General features: G+C 58.3%; 11 protein-coding genes. 5 read left to right on the forward strand and 6 right to left on the reverse strand.

Translation table 11 applies throughout. The features are described 5' to 3' along the window. Nucleotides 1-136 precede the first annotated feature (136 nt). Nucleotides 137-2062, reverse strand: a complete 1926-nt coding sequence (iolD, locus tag V1587_RS18820; RefSeq protein ID WP_371897427.1) for a 3D-(3,5/4)-trihydroxycyclohexane-1,2-dione acylhydrolase (decyclizing) — start codon at nt 2060-2062, stop codon at nt 137-139. An 11-nt stretch (nt 2063-2073) separates the two neighbouring features. Then, a complete protein-coding gene (locus V1587_RS18825) occupies nt 2074-3579 on the reverse strand; it encodes a CoA-acylating methylmalonate-semialdehyde dehydrogenase (RefSeq protein WP_048226210.1) in 1506 nt (501 codons plus the stop codon). Nucleotides 3580-3871: 292 nt separating this feature from the next. Here V1587_RS18825 and V1587_RS18830 point away from each other — a divergent pair, with 292 nt between their 5' ends. Both V1587_RS18830 and V1587_RS18835 read left to right on the forward strand, forming a co-directional pair. Next, on the forward strand, nt 3872-4702 hold the full coding sequence (locus tag V1587_RS18830; RefSeq protein WP_008502123.1) for a MurR/RpiR family transcriptional regulator: 831 nt from the start codon (nt 3872-3874) through the stop codon (nt 4700-4702). Between the two features lie 58 nt (nt 4703-4760). Then, a complete protein-coding gene (locus V1587_RS18835; protein ID WP_371897428.1) occupies nt 4761-5759 on the forward strand; it encodes a DUF3883 domain-containing protein in 999 nt (332 codons plus the stop codon). A 78-nt stretch (nt 5760-5837) separates the two neighbouring features. Here the strand turns inward: V1587_RS18835 and guaA are convergent, their stop codons facing one another. Both guaA and guaB read right to left on the reverse strand, forming a co-directional pair. Then, nucleotides 5838-7415 (reverse strand): glutamine-hydrolyzing GMP synthase, encoded by a 1578-nt coding sequence (gene guaA / locus V1587_RS18840; protein ID WP_371897431.1) that lies wholly within the window; start codon nt 7413-7415, stop codon nt 5838-5840. A gap of 67 nt (nt 7416-7482) precedes the next feature. Then, nucleotides 7483-8949, reverse strand: a complete 1467-nt coding sequence (gene guaB / locus V1587_RS18845) for an IMP dehydrogenase (RefSeq protein WP_023333022.1) — start codon at nt 8947-8949, stop codon at nt 7483-7485. 159 nt (nt 8950-9108) lie between these two features. Between guaB and xseA the strand changes: the two genes are divergently transcribed. Genes xseA through V1587_RS18860 form a run of 3 tightly spaced genes read left to right on the forward strand, consistent with a single transcriptional unit; the run spans nt 9109 to nt 11911 of the window. Continuing rightward, nucleotides 9109-10482 carry an exodeoxyribonuclease VII large subunit gene (xseA, locus tag V1587_RS18850; protein ID WP_371897432.1) on the forward strand — a complete coding sequence of 458 codons (1374 nt, stop codon included), beginning with the start codon at nt 9109-9111 and terminating at the stop codon, nt 10480-10482. A 58-nt stretch (nt 10483-10540) separates the two neighbouring features. Beyond that, nucleotides 10541-11560, forward strand: a complete 1020-nt coding sequence (locus tag V1587_RS18855) for a M4 family metallopeptidase (protein WP_371897433.1) — start codon at nt 10541-10543, stop codon at nt 11558-11560. Continuing rightward, nucleotides 11561-11911 (forward strand): protealysin inhibitor emfourin, encoded by a 351-nt coding sequence (locus V1587_RS18860; RefSeq protein ID WP_371897434.1) that lies wholly within the window; start codon nt 11561-11563, stop codon nt 11909-11911. It begins immediately after the preceding gene. On the opposite strand, the gene V1587_RS18865 is transcribed toward V1587_RS18860, so the two are convergent. Beyond that, nucleotides 11908-12129, reverse strand: coding sequence for a zinc ribbon domain-containing protein (locus tag V1587_RS18865; RefSeq protein WP_017692930.1), 222 nt, complete (start codon nt 12127-12129; stop codon nt 11908-11910). The two genes, V1587_RS18860 and V1587_RS18865, sit on opposite strands and share 4 nt — an antisense overlap. 50 nt (nt 12130-12179) lie before the next feature. Then, nucleotides 12180-13214: a Gfo/Idh/MocA family oxidoreductase gene (locus tag V1587_RS18870; RefSeq protein WP_371897435.1), complete on the reverse strand. Its 1035-nt coding sequence runs from the start codon at nt 13212-13214 to the stop codon at nt 12180-12182. Nucleotides 13215-13217: the final 3 nt, after the last annotated feature.

Below are 13217 nucleotides of genomic sequence, written 5' to 3' on the forward strand. Positions count from 1 at the left end.
TGCTAACCCCTCACCCCGGCCCTCTCCCCAAAGGGGCGCGGGAGAAAAGAGTGCACCACACCATCCCCTCTCCCCTTTGGGGAGAGGGCCGGGGTGAGGGGAAAATGAAATGAAAATTTCGTTACGGCGGGAAAACTTAATACTGCCTGGCTTTTTTCACCTGCGCCTGCGTTTGCTCAGCGGCTTCGCGCACGGCAGACGATTCCGCCACCTGCGCATCACCGGTTCGCCACCAGGAGGCGTAGTCGTGGGTCATGGTCTTCGGCAGCACCTTGATGTCCAGCAGCGTCGGGCCCGGATGGGCGCGCGACGCCTCCAGCGCCGCCAGCAGGGTTTGTTCGTCGTGCACCCGCCAGGCGCGGCAGCCGTAGCTCTCCGCGTTTTGCGCAAAGTCGACCTTCACCAGCGGACCGTCAAGCCGTCCGGTTTCCGGGTTGCGATGGCGGTTTTCCGTGCCAAAGCTGCCCATGCCGTGCCCCATCTGCAGGTTGTTAATGCAGCCGAAGCCGGCGTTATCAAACAGCAGAACGGTGACCTTAATCCCCTCCTGAACGGCGGTTTGCAGCTCGGAGTGCAGCATCATGTAGGAGCCATCCCCCACCATGGCATAAACCGGCTGCTCGGGTCGGGCAAGCTTCGCGCCGATGGCCGCCGCAATCTCGTAGCCCATGCAGGAGTAGCCGTACTCCAGGTGATAGCTGTCCGGCGTTTTGACCTGCCAGAGGCGCTGTAAATCGCCCGGCAGCGAACCGGCCGCGCCCACCACGATGGCGTTATCTTCAATATGCTGGTTGATCAGCCCCAGCACCCGCGTCTGGGTCAGGCGGGTATTGAGCGTCTCGCCGTACTCCGCCAGCTGCGCGTCCAGGTGCCCCGCCACTTCGGGCGCGTCGTCCGGACGCCACTGGCGATCCCACAGGCGACGGCACTCGTCGCGCCAGGCGGATTTCGCCTCAGCGATCGCCTCTCCCCAGCCGCTGCGGTAATCACCGAGCGCGTGGGTCAATGCCTCGAGCCCGGTTTGAGCGTCGGCAATCAGCGCCGTGGCGTCCAGCTTCAGGGCGTCAAACTCGGCCACGTTCAGCAGCAGAAATTCGACGTCCGGATGGGAAAAGAGCGCCTTGGAGCCGGTGGTAAAGTCGGTCAGGCGCGTGCCGATGCCGATCACCAGATCGGCCTGCGGCGCGAGCTGGTTGGCGGCCATTCCCCCCGTCACCCCTACTCCACCGAGGTTAAGTGGGTGGTCACTTACCAGCGCCCCCTTTCCGGCCTGGGTTTCGGCAAACGGCAGCCGCAGCGACTCGACAAAGTCGCGAAACGCCTCATGCGCGCCGGAGTAGCGCACGCCGCCGCCGCACACCACCAGCGGGCGACGCTTGCGGGCGATCAGCGCCCGCGCCTGCGCCAGGCGCTGCGGATCGGGCGGACGACGCTCGATGTGATGCACGCGACGCGCGAAGAAGCTCAGCGGGTAATCCCACGCTTCCCCCTGCACGTCCTGCGGCAGGCAAATCGTCACCGCACCGGTATCTGCCGGGTCAGTGAGCGTTCGCATCGCGCTGAGCATCGCACTCATCAGCTGCTCGGGGCGGTTAATGCGGTCCCAGTAGCGGGAGACCGGACGGAAACAGTCGTTGGTGCTGATGCTGAGGTCGTGATACTGCTCGATCTGCTGCAGCACAGGGTCCGGCTGGCGGCTGGCGTAGATATCGCCCGGCAGCAGCAGCAGCGGAATACGGTTCGCCGTGGCGGTTGCCGCGGCCGTGACCATATTGGCGGCGCCCGGCCCGACGGAGGAGGTGACGGCAAAGATGCGCTGACGACGGTGCTGCCTGGCGAATCCCGTCGCCATATGGGCGATGCCCTGCTCGTTGCAGCCCTGCATCACCTGCAAATGGCCGGGATCCTGCTCCAGCGCCTGGCCGATACCCAGCACGTTGCCGTGTCCAAAGATGGTGGCGACGCCCTCAACGAAGGGCGTTTCGTGGCCATCCACGCTAACGTACTGTTGATTAAGGAACCGGACCAGCGCCTGGGCCATGGTCATACGTTCGGTTTGCATAACGCCTCCTGTCAGCCCAGCGTCGGCATGGAGAACGCAGCGCCTGTCTCCTGCTGCATTTCCGGCCAGCGCGCGGTGATGGTTTTCATTCGGGTGTAGAAACGCACGCCGTCGTTGCCGTGGACGTTGAGCGCCCCGAAGATGGAGCGCTTCCAGCCGCCGAAACTGTGGAATGCCATCGGCACCGGGATCGGCACGTTGACCCCCACCATGCCCGCCTGCACCTCTTCACAGAAGCGGCGCGCGCAGCCGCCGTCGCGGGTGAAGATTGCCGAGCCATTACCATATTCATGGCGGTTAATCAGGTCCACCGCGCTGGCGTAATCTGCTACGCGCACCACAGAAAGCACCGGACCAAAAATTTCTTCTTTATAGATGGTCATCTCCGGGGTGACGTTATCGAACAGCGTTGGCCCAACAAAATAGCCCTGCTCGTGGCCCTTCACGCTAAAGCCGCGGCCGTCCACGCGAAGCGTCGCCCCCTGCGCTTCCCCGCTGTCGATGTAGCCCAGCACCTTGCTGCGGTGCGCAGAAGAGATGAGCGGTCCCATTTCGTTTTCCGGCGTCTGGTCGAGCCCCGGTCCGACGCGCAGCACGGCAATCTGTTTTTCCAGCCGGGCGCAGAGATCATCGGCGGTGTTATCCCCCACCGCCAGCACCACCGAGAGCGCCATGCAGCGCTCGCCCGCCGCGCCGTAGGCCGCGCCCATGATAGCGTTGGTCGCCATCTCCATGTCGGCATCCGGCATTAAAATGCAGTGGTTTTTCGCACCGCCCAGCGCCTGGCAGCGCTTACCGTGGGCGGACGCGGTCTGGTAAATGTATTCCGCAATCGGCGTGGAGCCGACAAAGCTCACCGCCTGCACGCGCGGGTCGGTCAGGAGCACGTCAACGGACTCTTTATCGCCCTGCACCACGTTGAAGACGCCGTCCGGCAGGCCGGCCTCTTTCAGCAGCTGCGCCAGCGCGAGCGCCAGAGAAGGGTCTTTTTCCGACGGCTTCAGCACGAAGGTGTTGCCGGTCGCCAGCGCAATCGGGAACATCCACATCGGCACCATCGCCGGGAAGTTAAACGGCGTGATCCCGGCGCAGACCCCGAGCGGCTGCATCAGCGAGTGGCTGTCGACGCCGGTCCCGACGTTCGCCGAGTGTTCGCCCTTTTGCAGATGCGGAATACCACAGGCAAACTCCACCACTTCCAGGCCGCGCGTCAGTTCGCCCACCGCGTCGGAGAAGACCTTGCCGTGCTCTTCGCTGATGAGGCGGGCCAGGCGATCCATGTTCTCTTCCAGCAGCGCCTTGAAGCGGAACATCACGCGCGCGCGCTTAAGCGGAGCATGGCGCGCCCACGCCGGAAACGCCTGCTGCGCGGCGGCAATCGCCTGCTCCGTTTCCTGTGCCGTACTCATCACCACCTGGCGGATCTGCTCGCCGGTGGCCGGGTTGAAGATCGCCTGAACGCGCTGGCCTGAACCGGTGACACATTCGCCGTGAATAAAATTCGCTACCGTCTCCATCCTTAACCTCTCGCTGTTGATACGTGACTGTGACCTGAACACTGTGTACTGAACACTATATATGAAACAAATATTCCATTTTAAGTTGAAATAAAATAAATGATGATTATTGTGATCAAGGATGGATTTTTATGTTAACAGCCAGCACCACTGACGCCGCGTGCGCTATTAAGGAATTTCGGGCGAGGAAATGACTGAAGCTTCTGTTTCATTTTTGCTGCCAGATGGATGGCCGACATTTAAAAGACGCGGTTTTGCGTTTAGAATCATATGACTGTATTTGGGGGATAACATGACGACAGCAACCAGCCTGAACGAACTGCAGCAGCAAATCCGCGATCGCTACGATAGCCTTAGCAAGAGGCTGCAGCAGGTCTCCCGCTACGTGCTGGATAACACCAACAGCGTGGCGTTTGATACGGTTGCCGTCATTGCCGAGCGCGCCGACGTGCCGCCCTCGACGCTGATCCGCTTTGCCAACGCCTTTGACTTCACCGGCTTCAACGAAATGAAACAGCTGTTTCGCATGAATCTGGTGGAGGAGACCGCCAGCTACAGCGACCGCGCCCGGCTGTTCCGCGAGATGGAGAGCGAGGCCGTGCCGGAAACGCCGCTCGATATCCTGCAGGAGTTTGCCCGCTCGAACGCCCAGGCGCTGCAGCAACTGGCCGCCCGCGCCGAACCGGAGATGCTGGAGCGCGCGGTACAGCTATTGGCCGACGCCGACACCATCTACATCGCCGGACTGCGCCGCTCCTTTAGCGTCGCCGCGTACCTCACCTATGCCCTGAGCCATCTGGAGTGCCGCCCTATCCTGCTCGACGGCATGGGCGGGATGCTGCGCGAGCAGATCAGCCGCATTAAGGCGCGCGACATTGTGGTGTCGATCAGCTTCTCGCCGTACGCGGAAGAGACTGTGATGGTCAGCGAAACCGCCGCCAGCGTCGGCGCGCGGCAGATTGTGATTACGGACAGCCAGATCAGCCCGCTGGCGACGTTCAGCGATCTCTGCTTTGTGGTGAAAGAGGCGCAGGTGGATGCGTTTCGGTCACAGTCGGCGACGCTGTGCCTGGTGCAGTCGCTGGTGGTTGCGCTGGCGTATCGGTTGGGTGAAGGGAAATAAGGAATCGGTCTTAATGCTTTCCTTAAGCATAAACGGTTGGATGTATCAGGGATAAAATGTGAAAAAAATTTTATGGGTGAAATTCGGCTGGTCAGAATATTATCGGGGTGGACCGGTTAATGGTAATTTTGGTTGGCTAAATGAAAATAAAAAAGACGAGCGACGGGGTCACGAGGCGTTCAACTTTGAACCAGCATCTGATGGCACTTATTATTGTTATGTTCCGCCACAAGCAAAACATCATGCCCCTTTAAACGAAGACCCGCACGGATGGACAGTTATCTGTCTTGCGAAAAATCCTCGACGCGCCGGGATCCACATTGTTGGATGGTATGAAGATGCAACGTTGCACGGAAAATGGCTTGTTCCGCCTGACAATAAGATAAAAAAAGCGGGGGATATTAACGTATCTAAAAGTGACAGGTCATACTGTATTTCAGCCCATAAAGCCTATTTTATTCCTCCCGACAAACGAAACGCTCCGTTCTCCGATCCCTCCGTAAAACAAGGGAAATATTCCTTTCTCGAAGGACCTGGGGTGGAAATCAACGACAATAAGATACGCGTACTTAACTTGCTAAATCAACGGATGGAAAAAATCTCTCCCTTTGCCATCCTTAATCCGAACGATATTAACGCTCCAGACCCTGAACTTAATACAATCGATCCCTTAACGGAGTTCGGTACCCCAGAACATCGGAAGCGTGTCGAAAAGCGCGCCGAAGATATCGTCATTACACATTACGAGAAAAAAGGTTTTACCTGCAAACGTATGACGCATCTGCCCTGCGGCTATGATTTCTCATTCACGAAAGGTGAAGAGGAGATACATATTGAAGTTAAAGGTACATCGAGCTCAACCCCGCAATTTTTCCTTACACGGAACGAACATTCGAAGGGAATGCAATCTAATTCAAAATGGCGTCTGGCAATGGTGACTTCTGCCCTTTCTGAATCGCCGAACTTAATTGAATATACTGCCCGCGACCTGAAACGCGTATTTGAGCTCGAACCTTACGTTTATATTGGAAGATTTATTCCCACAGTAAAGGAATAATAACACTATTCTTTAGACACAAAAAACCCTCTAAGAAACAGAGGGTTTTTTTAGAACGTTAAAAAATTTTAACCGCGTTTATTCCCACTCAATCGTAGCCGGTGGCTTACCGCTGATGTCATACACCACGCGGGAAATACCGTTTACTTCGTTGATGATGCGGTTAGACACGCGGCCAAGGAAGTCGTACGGCAGGTGCGCCCAGTGCGCGGTCATGAAGTCGATGGTTTCCACCGCACGCAGGGAAACAACCCAGTCGTACTTGCGGCCATCGCCCATCACGCCGACGGAGCGAACCGGCAGGAACACGGTGAACGCCTGGCTCACTTTGTTGTAAAGGTCAGCTTTGTGCAGCTCTTCGATGAAGATAGCGTCCGCGCGACGCAGCAGGTCGCAGTATTCTTTCTTCACTTCACCCAGCACGCGCACGCCCAGACCCGGGCCCGGGAACGGGTGACGGTAGAGCATGTCGTACGGCAGACCCAGTTCCAGACCGATCTTACGCACTTCGTCTTTGAACAGCTCGCGCAGCGGTTCAACCAGACCCATCTTCATCTCTTTCGGCAGGCCGCCCACGTTGTGGTGAGATTTGATGACGTGCGCTTTGCCTGTGGCGGATGCCGCAGACTCGATCACGTCAGGGTAGATGGTGCCCTGCGCCAGCCACTTCACGTCGTCCAGCTTCAGCGCTTCTTCGTCGAACACTTCCACGAACACGCGACCGATGATCTTACGTTTCGCTTCCGGATCGTTCTCGCCTTTCAGCGCGTCCAGGAAGCGCTGCTCGCCTTCCACGTGAACGATGTTCAGACCGAAGTGGTCGCCGAACATGTCCATAACCTGCTGGGCTTCGTTCAGGCGCAGCAGGCCGTTGTCCACGAAGACGCAGGTCAGGTTTTTGCCGATGGCGCGGTGCAGCAGCATCGCGGTTACGGAGGAGTCCACGCCGCCGGAGAGGCCGAGGATCACTTTGTCATCGCCAACCTGCTGGCGAATACGCTCAACGGCGTCGTCGATGATTTTTGCCGGGGTCCACAGGGCTTCACACTGGCAGATGTCGCGCACGAAGCGCTCCAGCATGCGCATACCCTGACGGGTGTGGGTCACTTCCGGGTGGAACTGCACGCCGTAGAAGCGCTTTTCTTCGTTCGACATGATGGCGAACGGGCAGCTTTCGGTGCTGGCAACGGTCACGAAGTCAGACGGGATGGCGGTAACTTTGTCGCCGTGGCTCATCCATACGTCCAGCAGCGGTTTGCCGTCTGCGGTCAGGGAGTCTTCGATACCGCGCACCAGCGCGCTGTCGTTAACCACTTCAACCTGCGCATAGCCGAACTCGCGCTCGCTGGAGCCTTCTACGTGGCCGCCCAGCTGCATTGCCATGGTCTGCATACCGTAGCAAACGCCGAATACCGGCACGCCGGCTTCGAACACGTACTGCGGCGCGCGCGGGCTGTTCTCTTCGGTGGTGCTTTCCGGGCCGCCGGACAGGATGATGCCGCTTGGATTGAATTCGCGAATCTGTGCTTCCGTGACATCCCACGCCCACAGTTCACAGTAAACGCCCAGTTCACGTACGCGACGCGCCACCAGCTGAGTGTACTGCGAACCGAAGTCCAGGATGAGAATGCGATGTTTATGAATGTTTTCCGTCATTGACGCTAATTCCGAGGCAAGTGAAACAAAAACAGAGCGCCCGGCAGGAGCCGGGCGCGGAAACTTATCAGGAGCCCAGACGGTAGTTCGGGGACTCTTTGGTGATCGTCACGTCGTGAACGTGGCTCTCCTGGATACCCGCACCGCTGATGCGTACGAATTCCGCTTTAGTACGCAGCAGGTCAATGGTACCACAGCCGGTCAGACCCATACAGGAGCGCAGGCCGCCCATCTGCTGGTGAATGATCTCTTTCAGACGGCCTTTATAGGCAACGCGACCTTCGATACCTTCCGGCACCAGTTTGTCTGCGGCGTTATCGGTCTGGAAGTAACGGTCAGAGGAACCTTTGGACATCGCGCCCAGGGAACCCATACCGCGGTAAGATTTGTAAGAACGGCCCTGGTAGAGTTCGATTTCACCCGGGGATTCTTCGGTACCGGCCAGCATGGAGCCTACCATCACCGCTGCTGCGCCCGCAGCGATCGCTTTCGCGATGTCGCCAGAGAAGCGGATACCGCCGTCAGCAATAACCGGAATACCGGTGCCTTCCAGCGCTTCAACCGCGTCAGACACCGCGGTGATCTGCGGAACGCCCACTCCGGTCACGATACGCGTGGTACAGATAGAGCCAGGACCGATACCCACTTTCACCGCGCTGCAGCCAGCGTCAGCCAGCGCGCGAGCGCCTGCACCGGTAGCCACGTTGCCGCCGATGATCTGCAGATCAGGGTATTTGGCACGGGTATCACGAATACGCTGCAGAACGCCTTCGGAGTGGCCGTGAGAGGAGTCAATCAGCAGGACGTCAACGCCCGCAGCAACCAGCGCGTCAACGCGCTCTTCGTTACCGGCACCTGCGCCTACCGCAGCGCCAACGCGCAGACGGCCATGCTCGTCTTTACAGGCGTTAGGTTTACGTTCTGCTTTCTGGAAATCTTTAACGGTGATCATGCCGCGCAGGTGGAAGCTGCTGTCAACAACCAGCGCTTTTTCAACGCGTTTTTCGTGCATTTTTGCCAGCACCACGTCGCGGGTTTCACCTTCGCGAACGGTGACCAGACGCTCTTTTGGCGTCATGTACACGCTGACAGGCTGGTTCAGGTCAGTCACGAAACGCACGTCACGACCGGTGATGATGCCCACCAGTTCGTTCTCTTCGGTCACCACCGGGTAACCGGCGAAGCCGTTACGTTCGGTCAGGGCTTTCACTTCGTGCAGGGTGGTGGTTGGCAGAACGGTCTGTGGGTCTGACACGATGCCGGATTCATGCTTCTTCACGCGGCGAACTTCTTCTGCCTGACGTTCGATAGACATGTTTTTGTGGATAAAGCCAATGCCGCCTTCCTGTGCCAGGGCGATAGCCAGGCGCGCTTCAGTCACGGTGTCCATTGCCGCAGAGAGCATAGGAATGTTCAGGCGAATGGTTTTCGTCAACTGCGTGCTGAGATCGGCAGTATTCGGCAGAACGGTGGAGTGAGCGGGAACGAGGAGGACGTCGTCAAACGTCAGTGCTTCTTTAGCGATACGTAGCATGGGCAATATCTCTGACCTGGGTGGTTAAATATTGCCGTGGCATTATACAGAGCGTAACCGATTGCATCCACACTTTTTTGAAAAAAATGCTTGCGCTCACCTCTCAGCAGGTTACTATCGACTGAATAACTTGCTGATTTAGAATTTGATCCCGCTCACATGTTATCCTCTCAATCCCCCTCAATTTATACCGTCAGCCGCCTGAATCAGACGGTGCGTTTGCTGCTTGAGCAGGAAATGGGGCAGGTCTGGATCAGCGGTGAAATCTCTAACTTCACGCAGCCCTCCTCCGGCCACTGGTACTTTACGCTAAAAGACGATACCGCCCAGGTGCGCTGCGCGATGTTCCGCAACAGTAACCGTCGCGTGACGTTTCGTCCTCAGCACGGCCAGCAGGTTCTGGTTCGTGCCAATATCACCCTGTATGAACCGCGCGGTGATTATCAAATTATCGTCGAGAGCATGCAGCCTGCGGGCGAAGGCCTGCTGCAGCAGAAGTATGAACAGTTAAAGGCTAAGCTCTCCGAAGAGGGACTGTTCGACCAGCAGTTCAAAAAGCCGCTGCCCTCGCCTGCCCACTGCGTTGGTGTCATCACCTCGAAAACCGGTGCGGCACTGCACGATATTTTGCACGTCCTGAAACGTCGCGATCCTTCCCTGCCCGTCATCATCTACCCGACCGCCGTGCAGGGTGACGATGCGCCGGGCCAAATTGTGCGCGCCATTGAGCTGGCGAACGCGCGTCAGGAGTGCGACGTCCTAATCGTCGGGCGCGGCGGCGGCTCGCTGGAAGATCTGTGGAGCTTTAACGACGAGCGCGTGGCGCGGGCAATCTTTGCCAGCCTTATCCCCGTGGTGAGCGCCGTCGGCCACGAAACGGACGTAACGATAGCCGATTTTGTCGCGGATCTCCGCGCGCCTACGCCGTCGGCTGCGGCGGAAGTGGTCAGCCGCAACCAGCTGGAGCTGCTGCGTCAGATCCAGAGCAGCCAGCAGCGCCTTGAGATGGCGATGGATTACTACCTCGCCAATCGTACCCGCCGCTTTACCCAGCTTCATCATCGACTTCAGCAGCAGCATCCGCAGCTGCGTCTGGCGCGTCAGCAGACGGTGCTGGAGCGCCTGCGTCAGCGCATGAACGTGGCGGTGGACGCGCAGCTTAAGCGGGCGGTATCGCGCCAGCAGCGCGTGACGCAGCGCCTGAACCAGCAGAACCCGCAGCCGAAAATTTATCGCGCGCAAACGCGGATCCAGCAGCTGGAGTATCGTCTCGCGGAAATTCTCCGCGCCCGACTGAGCACCACCCGCGAACGCTTTGGCAATGCGGTGACCCATCTTGAGGCGGTCAGCCCCCTCTCCACGCTGGCGCGCGGCTATAGCGTGACGACGGCGACGGACGGCAAAGTGCTCAAGCAAACCAAACAGGTGAGTACCGGCGATGTGCTGACGACGCGTCTGTCAGACGGCTGGGTAGAAAGCGAAGTGAAATCAATTAAACCGGTGAAAAAGACGCGTCAGCGTAAAACCGGATAATTCTTCGCCGGTTACTTACTATACTGCTGCTATTCCCTTTTTTAATAAGGAGAGCAGCATGTCCCATCTTCATAGCGTTATTCCCCCGTATATTCTTCGTCGTATTATCGAAAGCGGTTCCGAACCGCAGCAGCGCTGTGCCCGTCAGACCTTAACCCATGTCCAGACGCTGATGGCCCATATGCCCGGCAAACCCGCCGCGCCGCACGTGAATAAAGCCGGGCAGCTGGAGCGCGATATTTACGACGCGAAGCAAACCCAGGAGCTGCCGGGTACGCAGGTGCGTTACGAAGGCCAGCCGTCGAACGGCGATGTGGCGGTCGATGAAGCCTACGATTATTTAGGGGTTACCCACGATTTCTTCTGGAAAGAATATCAGCGCGATTCGCTCGATAATAAAGGGCTTATTTTGACCGGCACCGTTCACTATGGCCGGGAATATCAGAACGCCTTCTGGAACGGTCAGCAGATGGTATTCGGCGACGGCGACGGGGAAATATTTAACCGTTTTACCATCGCTATCGACGTGGTGGCGCACGAGCTGAGCCACGGCGTGACCGAGACCGAAGCCGGGCTTATCTACTTTGAGCAGTCCGGCGCGCTAAACGAGTCGCTGTCGGACGTGTTTGGCTCACTGGTTAAACAGTATCATCTGAAGCAAACCGCCGATAAAGCGGACTGGCTCATTGGTGAAGGGCTGCTGGCAAAAGGGATCAACGGCAAAGGACTTCGCTCGATGTCTGAACCGGGCACTGCCTACAACGATCCGCTGCTCGGTAAAGACCCGCAGCCTGCTCACATGAAGGATTTCATTAAAACGCGCGAGGATAACGGCGGCGTGCATCTTAACTCCGGCATCCCCAACCGGGCATTTTATCTGGCCGCGACGGCGATCGGCGGCTACGCCTGGGAAAAAGCGGGTTATGCCTGGTACGACACGGTTTGCGATCGCAATCTGGCGCAGGATGCAGATTTTGAAGCCTTCGCAAAACTAACGGTAGCGCACGGTGAGAAACGCTCCGGCGGCGACGTTGGGGCAGCCATTAAACAAGCCTGGGAACAGGTGGGAGTGCTGTAAATGCAGGTTCCGGAACTGACGGATGACGCCGTGGTTGAGCTGGCCCGGGAAGGCGGCGTCGCTTTTATTCCTAAGCTGAGCGGCCTGCGCACCATCGCGCTCTCCTCGCTCAATGAGGCCCAGCGCCAGCGTCTGGTAAACATCCTGGAGCAGGCCTTTCCGCGCGGTCAGCCGCCGGGACAGGCCTCGTCACCCGGCAGCGGCGACCAGCGCTATTTCCGCATCCAGATTATCTGGACCGGGCAAAATCAGGCGCACTACGCCGATATCATCGTGCTGGTGCCGGAGCAGGAAGCGCCCGAGTCGCTGGTCGAGCTGTGGAAGAAAGGCGAAGGCTGCGTGTGCGATTAACCTTCGGCCCGAACAAACTCCACGCGTTTTTTAGAGATAAGACCGTGGCCGTTCTGGCAGAAATAGTCCACCGCGCCGCAGGCTTTTAATACCTGGAGTGGCTGATGGCACTCCGGGCAGCGGGCTTCAAGCGCAATATCCTTATTACAGTTCTCGCAGTGTGCCACCCCGTTCAGGGGCTCAAGCGGTGTCTGGCAATCCGGGCAGGTAATCGTCATCGTGACTCCTTAAAAGCATTCTGGTCTGCAATAATTTTACCACGTTGCGTTCAGTGTGGGCCACGCAGCTGTTGCTGCAAGGTCAGCAGCAGCGTCACTTCCTCGATCCTGCGGCGCGTCGTGCGGCTCACCTCGTGCGGATCCCGTTCAAACAGGCCGTTGGCGCCCAGAATATGCTCTGCAAGACAGTGCTCGTAGATCGTGCCGGGAATGTTCCAGCGTTGACGCGTGTCGCCATTTATCAGCTCAAGCACATCTTCTGCGCCGTGCCGGTCGTAACTGATGGTCCGCCCGTCGCGCAACCAGAGCCGTAAGCCTTTTTGCCCACCCGCGGGTCCAGCGTATTTGTTAAGCCAGATATTCACCGACACGCCGCTGATGTTCCCCTGCAGATGCGCCTCGCCCTCCGCCGTGGTCAGGTCGCCTTTTGCGATATCGCGACCCAGGCGGTCTTTAGCCGTCACCACCTGCAACGTCATTTCATCATTCCCGCCCAGATAGCGCACCGTTTCGCGCAGCATCGCCAGCACGTGCGTACCGATATCCAGAATCACGCCATCAGGGTGGCGAAGCGTACGTGCGTCCGGCTCGCCGGTGGCAAAGTTAAGCGCGATGGGTTCCCCAGCGGCGTTAACTCCGCTCGGTTCCTGCAAAAAGCCGTCGATTTTGACGATGTCAGAGATGCTGCCAACCAGCGACCGCTTCACCGTTTCGATACGCGCCATCCAGTGATCGAGCGCCAGCACGCGGGAAGCAGCGTCGGGGTTTACCAGCAGCGCGTTGAGCTTTTCGATTTGGGCAAGCGTGGCGACGATCGGTTTTTCAACCACGATGCGGGAAACCGATGAGGCGAGAGCGTGTTCAAGCACCTCAAGATGGTGCAGCGACGACGTGGTAATAAACAGGGTATCAAGCGGCTGGGAGAGAAGTTCAGGCAGCGTGGCGCAGCGCGTTATGCCCTCCAGCTGTGTTACGGGCTGGATATCAAAACCTAAACAGCGAGGGAGATTATCAAAGCGTTTTCGTATTGCGGGCAGGTAAGCTGTTTCAACGACTGCGCCAAGACCAACAAACCCTAACAGCATGTT

The sequence above is a fragment of the Enterobacter sp. ECC-249 genome, assembly GCF_043965265.1.
Taxonomy (GTDB): Bacteria; Pseudomonadota; Gammaproteobacteria; order Enterobacterales; family Enterobacteriaceae; genus Enterobacter; species Enterobacter quasiroggenkampii.

Coding starts and splice junctions, on each gene's coding strand:
- iolD (WP_371897427.1), bottom strand. CDS start 2,062: ATGCAAACCGAACGTATGACCATGGCCCAGGCGCTGGTCCGGTTCCTT.
- V1587_RS18870 (WP_371897435.1), bottom strand. CDS start 13,214: ATGCTGTTAGGGTTTGTTGGTCTTGGCGCAGTCGTTGAAACAGCTTAC.
- guaB (WP_023333022.1), bottom strand. CDS start 8,949: ATGCTACGTATCGCTAAAGAAGCACTGACGTTTGACGACGTCCTCCTC.
- V1587_RS18825 (WP_048226210.1), bottom strand. CDS start 3,579: ATGGAGACGGTAGCGAATTTTATTCACGGCGAATGTGTCACCGGTTCA.
- V1587_RS18855 (WP_371897433.1), top strand. CDS start 10,541: ATGTCCCATCTTCATAGCGTTATTCCCCCGTATATTCTTCGTCGTATT.
- xseA (WP_371897432.1), top strand. CDS start 9,109: ATGTTATCCTCTCAATCCCCCTCAATTTATACCGTCAGCCGCCTGAAT.
- guaA (WP_371897431.1), bottom strand. CDS start 7,415: ATGACGGAAAACATTCATAAACATCGCATTCTCATCCTGGACTTCGGT.
- V1587_RS18865 (WP_017692930.1), bottom strand. CDS start 12,129: ATGACGATTACCTGCCCGGATTGCCAGACACCGCTTGAGCCCCTGAAC.
- V1587_RS18830 (WP_008502123.1), top strand. CDS start 3,872: ATGACGACAGCAACCAGCCTGAACGAACTGCAGCAGCAAATCCGCGAT.
- V1587_RS18860 (WP_371897434.1), top strand. CDS start 11,561: ATGCAGGTTCCGGAACTGACGGATGACGCCGTGGTTGAGCTGGCCCGG.